The organism is Edwardsiella tarda ATCC 15947 = NBRC 105688 (assembly GCF_003113495.2).
GTDB lineage: Bacteria > Pseudomonadota > Gammaproteobacteria > Enterobacterales > Enterobacteriaceae > Edwardsiella > Edwardsiella tarda.
Map to the genome: position 1 here is coordinate 2,670,250 of NZ_CP084506.1, position 13,647 is coordinate 2,683,896.

General features: G+C 51.6%; 19 protein-coding genes. 1 reads left to right on the plus strand and 18 read right to left on the minus strand.

Annotated elements, in window-relative coordinates:
- Nucleotides 1-27: 27 nt before the first annotated feature.
- A complete protein-coding gene (locus DCL27_RS12360; RefSeq protein ID WP_080582861.1) occupies nt 28-201 on the minus strand; it encodes an Arc family DNA-binding protein in 174 nt (57 codons plus the stop codon).
- Nucleotides 202-326: 125 nt separating this feature from the next.
- Between DCL27_RS12360 and DCL27_RS12365 the strand changes: the two genes are divergently transcribed.
- A complete protein-coding gene (locus DCL27_RS12365) occupies nt 327-740 on the plus strand; it encodes a hypothetical protein (RefSeq protein ID WP_035600352.1) in 414 nt (137 codons plus the stop codon).
- Between the two features lie 6 nt (nt 741-746).
- Here DCL27_RS12365 and DCL27_RS12370 read toward each other — a convergent pair whose 3' ends face one another.
- The 17 genes from DCL27_RS12370 to DCL27_RS12450 are packed head-to-tail and all read right to left on the minus strand — an operon-like array spanning nt 747 to nt 13,619.
- On the minus strand, nt 747-1,445 hold the full coding sequence (locus DCL27_RS12370; RefSeq protein ID WP_035600353.1) for a phage minor tail protein L: 699 nt from the start codon (nt 1,443-1,445) through the stop codon (nt 747-749).
- Nucleotides 1,446-1,454: 9 nt separating this feature from the next.
- Nucleotides 1,455-1,790, minus strand: coding sequence for a phage tail protein (locus DCL27_RS12375; RefSeq protein ID WP_223931173.1), 336 nt, complete (start codon nt 1,788-1,790; stop codon nt 1,455-1,457).
- Nucleotides 1,791-1,835: 45 nt separating this feature from the next.
- Nucleotides 1,836-2,189 carry a hypothetical protein gene (locus tag DCL27_RS12380; protein WP_071526391.1) on the minus strand — a complete coding sequence of 118 codons (354 nt, stop codon included), beginning with the start codon at nt 2,187-2,189 and terminating at the stop codon, nt 1,836-1,838.
- A gap of 53 nt (nt 2,190-2,242) precedes the next feature.
- Nucleotides 2,243-5,167: a phage tail tape measure protein gene (locus tag DCL27_RS12385; RefSeq protein ID WP_035600355.1), complete on the minus strand. Its 2,925-nt coding sequence runs from the start codon at nt 5,165-5,167 to the stop codon at nt 2,243-2,245.
- Nucleotides 5,160-5,399 carry a hypothetical protein gene (locus DCL27_RS12390; RefSeq protein WP_035600357.1) on the minus strand — a complete coding sequence of 80 codons (240 nt, stop codon included), beginning with the start codon at nt 5,397-5,399 and terminating at the stop codon, nt 5,160-5,162. The genes DCL27_RS12385 and DCL27_RS12390 overlap by 8 nt, the downstream gene beginning before the upstream one ends.
- On the minus strand, nt 5,399-5,737 hold the full coding sequence (locus DCL27_RS12395) for a hypothetical protein (RefSeq protein ID WP_035600358.1): 339 nt from the start codon (nt 5,735-5,737) through the stop codon (nt 5,399-5,401). Before DCL27_RS12395 ends, DCL27_RS12390 begins: the two co-directional genes overlap by 1 nt.
- Before the next feature lie 9 nt (nt 5,738-5,746).
- Nucleotides 5,747-6,202, minus strand: coding sequence for a hypothetical protein (locus DCL27_RS12400; RefSeq protein WP_035600360.1), 456 nt, complete (start codon nt 6,200-6,202; stop codon nt 5,747-5,749).
- A 45-nt stretch (nt 6,203-6,247) separates the two neighbouring features.
- Nucleotides 6,248-6,658 (minus strand): HK97-gp10 family putative phage morphogenesis protein, encoded by a 411-nt coding sequence (locus DCL27_RS12405; RefSeq protein WP_035600361.1) that lies wholly within the window; start codon nt 6,656-6,658, stop codon nt 6,248-6,250.
- A gap of 3 nt (nt 6,659-6,661) precedes the next feature.
- Entirely contained in the window at nt 6,662-7,042 is a 381-nt protein-coding gene (locus tag DCL27_RS12410; protein WP_035600363.1) for a hypothetical protein, read from the minus strand.
- Nucleotides 7,023-7,367, minus strand: coding sequence for a phage head closure protein (locus DCL27_RS12415; RefSeq protein ID WP_035600365.1), 345 nt, complete (start codon nt 7,365-7,367; stop codon nt 7,023-7,025). Before DCL27_RS12415 ends, DCL27_RS12410 begins: the two co-directional genes overlap by 20 nt.
- The gene (locus DCL27_RS12420; protein WP_035600367.1) at nt 7,364-7,693 is read right to left on the minus strand and encodes a head-tail connector protein; all 330 of its coding nucleotides are present in this window, start codon (nt 7,691-7,693) and stop codon (nt 7,364-7,366) included. Before DCL27_RS12420 ends, DCL27_RS12415 begins: the two co-directional genes overlap by 4 nt.
- A 9-nt stretch (nt 7,694-7,702) precedes the next feature.
- Nucleotides 7,703-7,978 (minus strand): hypothetical protein, encoded by a 276-nt coding sequence (locus tag DCL27_RS12425; protein ID WP_115377631.1) that lies wholly within the window; start codon nt 7,976-7,978, stop codon nt 7,703-7,705.
- A gap of 48 nt (nt 7,979-8,026) precedes the next feature.
- Entirely contained in the window at nt 8,027-9,250 is a 1,224-nt protein-coding gene (locus tag DCL27_RS12430) for a phage major capsid protein (RefSeq protein WP_035598991.1), read from the minus strand.
- A gap of 12 nt (nt 9,251-9,262) precedes the next feature.
- On the minus strand, nt 9,263-10,120 hold the full coding sequence (locus tag DCL27_RS12435) for a head maturation protease, ClpP-related (RefSeq protein WP_035598994.1): 858 nt from the start codon (nt 10,118-10,120) through the stop codon (nt 9,263-9,265).
- A gap of 7 nt (nt 10,121-10,127) precedes the next feature.
- On the minus strand, nt 10,128-11,456 hold the full coding sequence (locus tag DCL27_RS12440) for a phage portal protein (protein WP_035598997.1): 1,329 nt from the start codon (nt 11,454-11,456) through the stop codon (nt 10,128-10,130).
- On the minus strand, nt 11,456-13,198 hold the full coding sequence (locus tag DCL27_RS12445) for a terminase large subunit (protein WP_035599001.1): 1,743 nt from the start codon (nt 13,196-13,198) through the stop codon (nt 11,456-11,458). Before DCL27_RS12445 ends, DCL27_RS12440 begins: the two co-directional genes overlap by 1 nt.
- The gene (locus DCL27_RS12450) at nt 13,152-13,619 is read right to left on the minus strand and encodes a phage terminase small subunit P27 family (RefSeq protein ID WP_015461993.1); all 468 of its coding nucleotides are present in this window, start codon (nt 13,617-13,619) and stop codon (nt 13,152-13,154) included. The genes DCL27_RS12445 and DCL27_RS12450 overlap by 47 nt, the downstream gene beginning before the upstream one ends.
- Between the last annotated feature and the right edge of the window lie 28 nt (nt 13,620-13,647).

Consider the following 13,647-nt stretch of genomic DNA (forward strand, 5'->3'; position numbering starts at 1 on the left):
TTCACGCACTGCGGGGTTTCGCCGTTTCTAAGCTTCATTCACTCGCCTTCCCTTTACCCGATTCATCCTTTCTGTCAGTAATTTCAATAACTCACCATTAAGAGAGCGTGAGTTTTTTTCCGCTTGCTCCTCATACCACTTCCGCACATCTCTTGGCATGCGCAATGGATATGGCGTGATCCTTTCAGTCTTTTGATTCATTTTGACTCCTTGTTTTAGCTAAACAAAATGATAGAACATCACAATAATGGATCTAATGGACTCACTTGTCAATGTGCCAAAGCGTAAATACAATGTCTTTACATGAGTCAAATGGAGTCATTTAAATGTCACGAATTGCGCCATACCCCTTACGGATGGCTCCTGATACTAGGGAGTACCTAGAGAAAGAAGCAGAGAAGGCTAAGAGAAGCCTTCAGCAAGAAATTCTTTACAGGATTGATAAGTTTAGACAGCTAGAAAAACTTCTGGCCTCCTCTTCTTCTGACGGCGAGGACATGTACATGCAAGTGGCAAACGCTCTACGCATGGAAAGAGTCGCCGAGGAACGAGGAAAAGAAATTGATGGCTTAAAGGCCAAGCTCGACGACATGATGCGATCAGCAAATTTATCGGAAACAGACCGTTTTATGGCGATCGGAACCAATGCCGTAATCATGGAAAAAGCGATACAAAAAATAATCAAATCAATTCCAAGACAATACTTAGAAAGTGATTCTGACCCCAAAAAGCCCACGTGAGTGGGCTTACCGCGATAGCTTACTGATCGACAGGAATCCACCGAAGCGCCCCATGTTATTGCGCAGCTCACACGATTTACGGCACTTCCCACACTTATCCTTGAGCGGATCGCTAGTCGGTTTATCAAACTCATCGGCCACGGCCGCCCCTCGGTAACCACACTCATCAGAGCGATATACCCATGAGCAAACGTCCGCTAGCATTGTCCGGCCAGGGAACTGAGCGCCATCAGTCTCGGTCGGTATAGATAACGTGAACACGGCCCCATCACCGGTTAACTCCGACAGCTGCTGAACCTCGTAGCGAGATACAACCTCCTCGGTGGGATCGGCAGTAGGATTCCCCTGCACAAAGTTCTCTGCATCTAAAAAGCAGGAATAGACCTGTCGCCGCACTACCCTGGCGCCAGCCAGACCATCATAGTCCTCGGCGAGCCCAGTAATTAAGCCAAACAGGTTAGATAGCTTCATCGTTGGGCGGTTACCTGGCCCCTTACCATTGAACTCGAATCCATCGCCGCCGGCAGGGTACGGCTCATACTTACGCCCCTGCCAGATAATGGCCTCTCCATGCTCATTGACGCCATCATGAAAAAAGAAGCGCGTGCCGCCCAACGTGGTGAGATCGATCTCCCACAAATCGAGTTGCGGGTTTTGCGCAGACTCGCCCACCTGAAGCAGCGTACCACGAGGGATATCTTGCATATGGACTCCTTACGCCATCACCTGATCGAACTTGCAGGACACATCAACATAGTTGTTGTAAACCTGCTCGGACCATTCACGACAGACCACGCGGATCGGGACGTGCCGCTGTGGCGAACGCCACAAGAACGCCTTTACCGCGCCTTGACGCCGGAAGAACGCTTCGATTTCCCGAAACTCATCATGGCTAACGCGGAATACCGGAGAATAGCTCTCCAGGATATGGTTAATGCCAGATGGACGCCGTTGCTCGTAGCCATCGCCAAACTTAACCGTCGTAACGCTGGGTTTAATGGAAACGCCCATAGCTGGGCGTGGAGACCAGTGGAAAGTATCCATATTCATTTATCTCAATAGAAAAAACCCGCCGAGCGGCGGGTCAGTTTTTAACTATGGCTTAACTCTATATCCATCATCAGTGCAAATAGGGTATGAGATAGGATCGTCAGATAATCCGCCTTGCGCCCATACTATCTTCCCTAAATTATCCTTCCTTACATCCATGATGATTACTTGATTGCCAACATACCCACCATATGAATTTTTTGAATTAACCCAGGCACAATATGTCTCACCACCCTTATAATCCTGCCAAGTATATTTGGCGCTGTAAGGATCTTTCAGTCTAGAATTAACAACATCCATAATGACTTGTTTTTCTGATTGTGCTAATTCCCTTGCCATGACCGATGTCGAAGCTAGCGCCGACACACTACACAGGGCTAACAATATTAATTTTCTCATAACGTCTCCTATCTGTGTTGTGGCCGAATACTGGCACAATCCAGGCGAAAACGCTAAGACCGACTCCGTACGAACTGATCCAGATCGCCACCATCACGCATGGCATCTTGTAGTTGAGCCTCAACAGTACCGATCACAAACCGCTTAACCTCCGCAGTGAATGCCGGCTGCTGTACGTTTCCTAAATCACTCTGACTTTTATGCACAGATATAGGAACGGTCACATGCAGAGAAATCGGCGCTCTCGGTGCTGCCGTTGACGATGCTGGCGTTGGCACGGAGCCTCCGCCAACCAAACCACCTTCAGCATAACCTTTCCCATAAGTCAGCTGACTGAGGAAGCTCAACATCCCTGGTTGTTTTACCACCTCTTGTGGGACAACCCACTCACCACGGTGTACTACACCAGCAACATCATACTTACCGCCATCACCGGTATAACCGCCGCTCGACCACCCCATGAAATCCGTGCCAATTTTAACCAAATTGAACACAGCCATCTTGGTCATCATCGCAGCAATATCAGATAGGACCGACGTTGCGAATGAGCGGAAGTCCCCCTTCCCTTTCACGACAAAATTTGCAACCGCATCCCCCATGGAGTTCATCGTATTCATTGCCGCATCCTGAGCCAAACTAAAGGAGTTTCCAGCAACATCCTGCCAGTCTTTTATCCCCTTTTTCATGCCTTCATAGCCATCGGCTTCAATCATGACTTTTTTATCGTTACTAGCCTGAACTATGGCTATTTGCTCAAGCTCAGCAACTCGTAGTTGCTCGACTCGTTTTTGGTATTGTTTGGAACTCTTATTAGCATATAAATCATCCAGCTGTTCTCTTCGCTTTCGAAAGTCATCCTGAATTCGTTGCATTTCGATCATCTGGTCATACGCAGCTGGAGTCATGCTCATCTGCGCGATTTTATTATTATGCTCCTGCTGTAACTGGCGGGTTGATTCAGCGACATCACGCATCTGCTCTTGAGCTTTCAGCGCGATCTGGTGCTGCTGCGCGGCTTTCTCCAGACTGACATTGATCTGCAGCTGGGCACGCAGTTGAGCCTCAGCATTCAGCAAACTCTTCTGACTAGCCGTCAGTATCCGCTTACTCTTCAGCTCTGCCATTTCCTGATTAAAGGCCAGCAGCTTTTTCTCCGCCGCCGTCAGATCTTCGGTCGTGGCATTCTGCTGACGCAGCACCACTTCCTGCTGCTTCAACTCAGCCAGCCGGCGGGTGGCCTCATCATCCTTGTAGGCCGGTGCCTTTTTCTGACGCTCGCTATACATCTTATCGACGCCTTTCAGCGCCTGCGCATACTCATCAGCCGTCATCTTTCCGGCTTTATAGCGCTCAGTGATAGCGTCGGTGATCTTGAGCGCCTCCGCCTTTTTGTCCGCCCCCGCTTTCATGACGGCGGCGATCTGGCTTTCGGTTCTCAGGGTTTCTAATGCCTGCTGTTGCTCATTCTTGAGCGTCCGCGTCCGCTCCTCTGCTGCTGCCTTATCATCGGCAGCAGATGACGATGCCGCCTTAATCTGCGGGATCTGAGCGGCCAATAGCCCAAACTCCCCCATTGCAACGTTGGCGCCGCGCCAGCCCAACGCTAGTCGCTGAAGCGACTCGGTCTGTTCGTCGGTCAGACGCTTCTGCTCTGCCAGATTACGCTTAGCCGCCTCGGCCGCTTCCTTTTGAGCGAGATCACCAGCCGCGACCTTCTCCCCGCGACGCTCCAGTGCAGCGATCTGCTGGATGATAGTTTCATTTAACACCACACCCTGCTGCGTCAACTGCTCCATGGCACGTAGCGGATCGTCGCGTAATGCACTCAACTGGCTAACCAACTCATCAGCGCTACCGCCGGCTTCGTCAATCTGCCTGGCCAAATCGGCAACCTCAGTCAACGCACTACCGGAAAACCCGGCAGATACGGCCGCCTGAACCCCCTTCACGGCACTCTCTGTTCCGCCAAGCTGGGTTGTTAATCGGCGAAGATCCGAGACCGTCATGACCGACTGCATGCCGCTTTTCATCAGCGCAGCATTAAACTTTTGCGTCTCCATTTCGGCAGAGCTATACGCCGAATACAGCATCGTGACCGCCGCCGAGGCCGCCATGATTCCGATACCAATAGGGCCGCCCAGCAAAGACATCGCCCCACGCAGCATACCAGCGCTACTGGCTGCCATTCGCTGACTAAAAGACAGCTCCTGATTGGCTGCAGATAACTGATCTGTTGCCGCTGCCAAGTTTTTCTTTGCCGTGGCTTCAGTGGCGTCCAACTCCACCATCTGTAAATTAGCCGCAACCAGCTTTTTCTTAGCGTTAGCCTCCGCAAGATTAGCCTCAGCGATCACCCGGGCATTTTGCTCGTGCTCCTTCTCATACGTGAGCAGGATTCCATATTCCTTGTTTACCTGAGCCTGGTTCGCCAAATACTCATCCAGCGCGAAAGCCTGCTCACGCTGAGCATTGGCCGCGTCGATCGTTTTACGCGCGATATCCGCCTGAGCCTGTGCTTGTTCCCGGGTTGCCTTTATCCCACTAAGGACCCCCTGCGCATGCTCGGCCTGTGCAGTCATCGCCTCAAAAAACGCGACCTTTTGCTGCTGTAATCCACCGGTGCTTCGATCTATCGCAGTAGTCAGGCCAGTCCCCAACGCTGGGATTAATGCCGATGTTATGGTGCTGCCGGCTACCGTTCCGCCGGACACCACGTTAGCCAAAACATCACGCAGGCGATCAAACCCAACGATGTTCTCCTGGGTTCGACGAGACAGGAGCTGGAAATCAGCGTCTGCTTTTTTAGCCCCTGTCCCGATATCCTCAAATGCCCTCTTTGTTTTTTGGGCTTCAGATTGGGCCTTTCGGTTGAATTGCTGAGCACCTGAATCCGCTGAACGCATAGCGTCAGAGAACTGGGATTTAAAGCTGGCCGCATTCAGGTGCAATGCAACCGCCAGTGATGCGACATCACCCATAACCAATCACCCGCAAACATTGAGAAAAATCATCAGGATCGTACTCCGCTGCCGGATACGACGGGACGGCATCGACTGGTGGCACTGACTCTCTGAGAGCATCCTGCTTTAATCCCCTATACGCCTGCCAATGCAGCAAGAGGTCAGCAGGAAGATCCAGTAACTTTCTAGGGTCGCTCTCGCCAAGGCTGTCGGCCAGTTCAAACACATCCCACAGCCAGGGCGAGTCCATCAGTTTTTTTTCGCTTCCTCCAGCGTCCCATAGCTATGACGCTGTACGTCGGTCACGGCCTGCAAAATATCGGCCTGCGCCTGGCAATTGAGAATTTGCGTTGCCGTAGGGAGATCTTTCGGGCTGGGCTTACTGCCATCGGGGTTTACCAGCGCAGCGAGAAACAACTTGATCCCGATCTCAGCGAGCACCTGGGCGTTACCTTTCTCTGCATCGATACTACGGTTGTACTCCATCAACTCCATGGCCGTCAGGCGTCGGATAGTCACCTGCTGGCCAAATGCTTTGATCGTGACGGGAGAGTTATTAGGTTTTAACAAAAGCTCTTTGTAAGACATTGTTTTTCCTTACGCTGATTTGCGAGACCAGGAGACGCTGTTTTGCTTGGCGTAGACTTCAACCTGCAATACTTTGCCTTTCGGCGTATCGACTGACTGCATACTCCAGCCACTCAATGCCAACTCCTGAGTAGCAATGCGCTTATTGGGAAATTCGATGAACATCAATACAGTCTGCTTCGCCTCTGCAGCCGTAATAAATGCTTCCTGATTGATGTCATCAGGGGCATCCAGGAAAACGAAGGTCTTATCTTCAGCCTCACCCATGTCCTGCATAAACTTGGGCTCGGTATCGATCAGGCGAGTGACCTCAACATAGGTCCCCTTTTTCCCCGTCGTACCGATTGACATGGCATTTTGCAGTAGTTTCCCTGCAGCCATTAAGGTTCCCAAAGCCCCATACGATACGCGGGTTCCCGCAGGGAGCATGGCGAACTCTGACGGGCTACGAATTTCATCGGTCATAGCGATTTCTCTCTGTTAAAAATGCTGCAAGCGCAGCGGGTAGAATTAACGGCCTTCAAGGGCATAGCGCAGTTCGACAGCCAGTACTCGCAACACCTTTTGTCGGTTGTAATCGAGTGCCGGACGGATAAACGGCTTAGCCACCTGCTTACGAGTACCAAACTCCTGGGCCAATGCTTTCATATGGTGGGATTTACTGGGGCCTACTCTCAAAGTAACTACCGTGGCATAACGTTCATCGCGCATGCGGTTAGTGCTACGAATACGGATGCTGTCTCGCATATGCTCGCCATGATTCTCAGGATCAAATCCAGAATGCTGGCGCATATCCGTTTCAACGATGGCTAAAGCCTCACGCCCCGCATCTCGCAGTACTTTTACCCCGACTTTCTCCCCAACCTCAGTAAGTAGGCGATCGAAGTCCTTCCCTTGCGGGAATGTGATGGATATATCCATGGGTTACTCCGAGAAGGTGATCAGATAATCACGACGACGGCTATATACAATAGAGCCGTTGTTCGAGATCTCTTGTCCGTCCTGTAATCCGGCACGCTCAATAAACTGGACGTCGTACCCCTCCAGGGGGCTATGTACAATCCCTTGCCATACCGCCCAGACGTCACGGTCCATGGTGACTAACTGGGTAAACTGATCGACGACATAGAACGTTACTTGAAACCGCCCCTCGACCAGGCGGGTACGCACCAACCCAGTCTCTATGGCAGGGTCTGATATACGTTGGTAGGTAATCCCGGTCATCACATCAGGAGGCAAAAGCAATGGGTAAACAGCCATCCCCGTGATGCGCTCCAGTGAGGTTTTAATGGCTAATTCGATCATTGCGGGTACAGGCCTCCGCAGTAATAACCAGTCGATCCGGCTGCGTTCTGTCCATCGCTCTAACGGTGAACACCAGGTCGCCCAGTACGATTTGCCAATCCTGTTGCACATCAGTGCGCGGACGTAGCGTGAATTGATAGGTTTCTACAACTTGCGGCTGATCCAGTAGACGAATTTTTCTGTTAGAAATGGGCTCAGCCTTTGCCCATGCTTTACCGACAGCGACTACCTGATCCGGAAGAGGCTCTCCCAATGAGCCTCGCTGCTTCACGAGATATTGCAGAGCAATGCGTTTATTCAGCTCGCCAGCCCGTAATCCGCTCATACCCCATAGACCCGATACGGTTGCAGTAACGCCTCCACGGCAAACGGAACGCTCACTGCATTGCTGCCATCAGTGGTCACTGGCTCACGGTTAGCATACCAATGCGCGATAAGAAATAAGGCCGCCGTCTTGATGTCATCAGTCAACATGAGCCCATACTCACCGGCATCCGCAGCATTCTGATCGTTAACCTCACGCAGTTTGCAACCAGTAAAATTCTCAACATATCGAAGGGCGGCAACTGTATAGGTTTGTAGCAACACGTCATCATCGGAAAAATCAGGCTCTATCCGGCAATGCTGCTTTACCAGTGGCAGATCGAGCATATTCCCCCCTTATTTTTTACCCTTTTTTGTCGTGGAGGTTGGCTCCGGTTGCTCCGGTTGCTCCGGTTGCTCCGGTTGCTCCGGTTGCTCCGGTTGCTCCGGTTGCTCCGGTTGCTCCGGTTGCTCCGGTTGCTCCGGTTGCTCCGCAGGAAGATTATCATCGAAACAGCCGGCATAGCCCTTTGCAAGAAGCTCGCGGCCTCGCTGCTCGTTAACATCAAATACTTCACCCTCAACAACAACCGAACCACCAACAAAAATCGGCCTCAATGCAGTTAATTTCATGACGCACTCCAGAAAAAAGCGGCCATATGGCCGCTTGTCGTTGATGGATTAATGGCTACCTGATGGGACTACCGGCGCAGTAAACGCGCCATAGATAAACGCTTCAGGACGTTTGACCGCTAGCGCTAAACGCTCTTCACAACGGATTGAGATCATATTCTTTTCGAAGTCGTCCGCGTTTTCTGTAGAGATCACCACGTTGGCATCTTCGCGATCAAACAACTGAGCAGCGGCATTGAAAGCACCAGTCAGGAACTTGCCCTTAAAGGCCGCAGTCTCCGTTGCTACAACCGGTAGCCCCCACAGAGTAGGACCTGTGAGCGCCGATGGATTTGCCAGGATGTAGCGGCCCAACGTATCCTTGGTCAGCTCAATCTTCGCCCAGTCGATAAAATGCAGTACATGGCCAGAGGCTGGGAAACGCGCTAATTGCGCCTGAAGCATCGCCAAGCGCAGATCGTCGATTCCGTTCTGCTGATCTACGTTAAATTCCGCCTTATAGGCGGTGGCTTGAGGGACGATGCCATGCAGATGAACCCCGGTACCATCACCGAACAGAATCTCCTGCTCTTCGACATACTTCAGGCCGTAGCGCATTTCCGCATCAACAGTAGACTGCAGCTGTGCAAAATCATCCAAAATCTGCTTGGATGCTTTGAACATGTGGGCAATCGTCGTTACTGGCGTGATCTTGGTAGCAAACTGAATATCGCTATAGGGTTTTACCGTCCCCTCTGCCACGACTTTCGCCGCATTGGTAAAACCGGTCTGCTGTACCCAAAAAATAGCCGGAGCCCCAGTGCGACCCGGCGCAATGAGATCACGAATAAACAAACGCTGCTTGGGAGCAGTATCAATACCAGGAAGGCGCTGGGGCTCAACCACACCTTCAGGCACATTGGATGAGAGAAGCGCCGCGCTAACCGGAATGCTAATGCGCTTTCCACCCTCTACACTGGACGAAAACGCCTTCAGTGCTTCACTACCAATAACGACTTGCCCAACGGATTCAACTACGCCCTTTGCATTGGCCAGCGGCATTTGAGCCACATGCTGCTCCAGCTCACCCAATGATGCTTTCAGCGTTTTTTCCGCATCACGCAAGGCGTTAAGCTCGACGGCCATTTTATCGACCGTCTCTTTCGTCTGGGCTGAGAGTTGCCCCGTTTTCTTCGCCTCGTTGAGCGCCTCTTCGGCCTTAGCGTTAAACTTGCTGGTCGCATCCTCAATAGATGCAGTGACTTTTTTCAGGATTTCATTAACTTCTGACATAATTTCTCCAGATTATTGGCACGCCGAAACCATGCCGCTTAATGCAGCATCCAGTTTGGCTAGTGTTTCAGGGTTAATTTCAGCGGTAGCGCTCGGCGTACCATCAGAGGTGGCAACAGCGCCAGGCGTGTTACCAGAGAGTGCTTTTAATAGGCGACGCCGCTCTGAACGGGGAGTATTGGATTTTGCCAATAGCGCATCCAACTTTCTCAGCGCCGCAGATGGACTTTCATCATCTTGGCTTACTTGATCGCTCGACAACACGCTATCAGCAAGCCCTTTCTCAACAGCATCACTACCATTGATATAGGTCTCGTTATCCATCATCTCTGCGATAATGTCGTGAGATAGGCCGCTGCGAGCGGCATAAATATCCTGCATAGCACTATCGAATGGCTCCATATCCCGAGCCACTTTCTCCAGGTCATGCCGGTTACCCATCGCGACAACCCAGCAGTTATGGATCATCAGGAACGCACCGCGCCCGATCTGGATATCATCACCTGCCATAGCAATAATTGACGCCGCAGATGCAGCGATGCCCAAGACCTTAACGGTAACTTTCCCTTCGTATTCACGCAGCTGGTTATAAATAGCCAGTCCTTCAAACATGTCGCCGCCGGGTGAGTTGATGTTGACCGTAACATCATCCCCATTCAGCGAACGCAATATGGCGCCAATACGCTTTGCCGTGACACCATCACCCCAATAGTCTTGACCAATGACGTCAAAAATAGAGATGGTATTGTCATCAGCTTGCGCGGCACGAATGCCGCTATTCCAGTGATCCAGCGCATGAGGCATCACCTCGCATGAAACACGCGCGCAAGGTCGCCCCGCCGGCGCTGCCGGAAGGCTTTTTTTTGTCATTGACGGATTACTCCTGATCGACTGAGTGACTACTTAATGAACTGGAAGACTGAGAGGGTGAATCACTTCTTTCTGGGAATAACCACCCAGCCATTGCTGCGCGAGCGCGCTCACTGGATGACGCTGTTTCATTCCCCAGTTGATCCAATGGGGTCAGGTTAAGTTGCACAGTATAAATATCACCACCATCAATAGGTGGCAGGTTTTCTAAGCGCCGAACATCATTACGACTCATCCACCCGTTTTGTAACGCGGTGGTGTAATAGGCGGAGCGCCCAGCACTATCGGCCCGCAAAAAGCCCTCTACGGAGAACTCTGCAAAATAATCATCATCAGTATCTAATAGACAACGGGCGATCTCCTGCTCGATGTTCACCAACAGTGGGCGCAGCGTATTTGTTAAGAAGATGAGGTTCATCCCCTCAACGCTAGATGCCCAACTGCTCTGTTTTGTTGTATGCCCCACCATCATGGGAGGCACCCTAAACCAACGACAGATCTCTTCAATGCTGAATGAGCGACTTTCCAATAGCTGGGCTGCTTCAGGGTTCATAGTCACATTCTGATAAGAGAGATCATTCTCTAGTATCATCAACTTGCCAGCATTTTTTGAGCCAACAAAGGCATTCATATTTTTACGAAGCCGCTCACGCTGCTCTCTCGTAAGCGCCATTTTTGATGATAGAAAACCGGTGCTCTGCAACCCGTTTTCAAATATTTTGGCTGCAGCCTCATCAACGGCCATCGCCGCGCCAATGACATCACGCCCTGCCATCATGGGCATCATTCCACAGATGCCATCCAAGCCAAAACCTCGAATATGCATCATGTGATCAGGCTGGATGGTGCGTGTCACACCATTATCGGTATAGGTGTACTGCAAAGACCCGGAATCAGACCGCTTTACCACCATGTTCTGAGGTAACAGCGGGATCAGGGCCACCAACTTTTTACCGATCATTCGCTTCTCAATGAAAGCATTTCCCCGCAGGCAAATACTGGCAACCAGCATCAGCATAAAACGGGATGGCGTCATTTCGAGATTTGGCCGACGACAAAGCACCTGATAAGCCGGATGCGCCAGCGCCAATGCTTTTGACCCGTCAGGTTGGCGCCGGTACACCTTCAGTGGAAGTGTTGATATCGACTCACTGAGCAGTCTGACACAAGCCCATACAGCAGAAAGCTGAACCGCCTTATCGACCGTCACCGTTTTCCCGCTACTACTCACGCCCATCCAATCCTGAAGAAAGGTGCCGTTTGTCAGGCTTACCGGGACACCAAGCCAATTTAAAAGGGCGCTTTTAATGCGCCCTGGTTGTGTGCTCTTTCCCATCAGATACCCACCATAATCGGATCATCAAAGAAACCATCAATGTCTCCCTCTTCTTCCTGTACGCCATCAGCAGCCCCAACCGACATGGCCATCGCCACTACACCATCGATGCGGCCATTGCTACGGCGCTTACTGAACACTCGGTTACCGCTTTTATCTTCCTCGATCACCGTATTAGCCGCGTTCCAGCGTAGGCATGGGTTATAAACGATGATGATTTTCTTCTCGGTGATAAGCTGCTCCAGCAGCTCTATAGAATGGGGCATCCATAGCCCTGACTCAGTCGATTTACCAAACCCCTGACCGTGTGGCGTCAGTGGTATCGTCACCCCCTCATCATCCAGCTCAGGGATCAAGTAGTCGATGTGATAGCGGTCAAATGCAATGCTCTTAATATCGAACATCGGAGATAGCTCTGCGATCCGCTTAGCAACAAAGCCATAATCGATCGCCGAACCTTTTGGTGCATGCAGATAGCCATCGCGTAGCCAGGCGTCATAAGGAACCCGATCTACACGCGCACGATCAAATAACGTGTCACCCGGCGTCCAGAACTCAACCAGTGCCGTATTAACCCTCGGGAAGTACAAGGATAGCGCTGTCAGATCTCGCTTGCCGGACAGGTCTAAGCCGCCGTAACAGCTCTCCCCACGCAACGATTCAAGGGAGACTTCCTGCTCACAAGCCATCCAAACATCGCCACTGATCCACGGGTTTTCAGCATCAACCCACTGACAGAAGTTAAGGCGCCGTACCAGGCTTTCCTTCGCAGGCATTCCCCGGGCATCCTCGACCTGCTCACGCAGGTAGTCGGGGCGGAATGTGTAGCCCATTGAGGGATTGGCCTTACCCCAGCAGGACTCATCCTTAAACGGGTCATCACCATCATCCAGAGAGCAAATAAACGCAAAAAAAGCGTCGTTACTCGCCTGCCCTGCAGCAATCTTTTGGCCGTACTGATGATAGTCGTAACACACGCTGGTCTTATCATGGCCACTGTTGGTGATCATGAAGATCAGCGCCTGCCGCCGACCTTTCGTTCCGGCGCGCATCATCTCTACGGCTCGGTTGTCTTTATGTTCATGGATTTCATCAATCAGCGCACAATGTGGGCGGGGGCCTGACTGGCCATCATCCGAACTAATTGGCCGGAAAAAGGAGCCTGCCTGTAAGTAAGCCAGGTTCCACTCTTTCCCAGCGCCACCCGATTTATCGATGCGTTGAGATAGAGCGGGAGACTGATCAACCATTGCAACCGCATCACGGAACAAGATCATGGCCTGATCTTTCTTCGTCGCTGCGGCATAGACCTCTGCGCGAGGCTCTCTATCGGCAACCAGGCAATATAACCCCACCCCTGCGGCAAGTGGTGATTTTCCCGATCCCTTACCAGACTCTACATACGCCGTTCGAAATCGGCGAGATCCGTCTGCACGCTTCCAGCCAAACAGGGAGCCCACCACGAAGCACTGCCAGGGCAATAGAATAAATGGCGCCCCCTCATGCTCGCCGCCATTGAGCTTCAGCACCTTGGCATAAAAATCAATGACGCGCTTTACGGCATCCGTATCCCACACCAACCCTCGGGATGGCCCCTCTTCGAGATCGCGCAAATGACGCTTACAGGCATTACGAATATCAGGCCCCGCGATCACCTTTCCATCGGTCACATCGCGAGCGTACTGGGTCGCAGGATCAACCGAAGAACTGGTTGAGCGGGTCCTCTTCTTTCTCTCCACCATCAACATGTACCTTAGAGCGAGCAGCAGGTGTCAGCCCAAACTCAACCAAATAGCTCTTAAATCGACGATCAGCATCTGCCAGCATGGCTACAGCCGGATTCGCTTTAATGAGAAAGTCGCCCATCTGGGTTTTTGTGGTATATGTGCGCCCCTCGATCGCGATAGTGTCACGCAACTGCAAAATATCTGCGTAGATATCACAGAGACGCTCAAGCGCCAGCGTATCGGCGACGGTAAGAATCCCCATACCATCCAGCAAGAGAGTTAGTTTCCCCCACGCCACTTTTCCCCAGTCGGTCAAATGCGCCGGAGGGCTCGGTATTTCTCGTGCCGGAGTGGGCTCTTTATCATTGAGTTTTCGCTTGCCCGGATTACCGGTCACCACTTTGAGGTGGGTCGGTTTCGGGCGTCGTCCTGCCATCGGAACCTCCCGGAAAAAAACTTTTCAT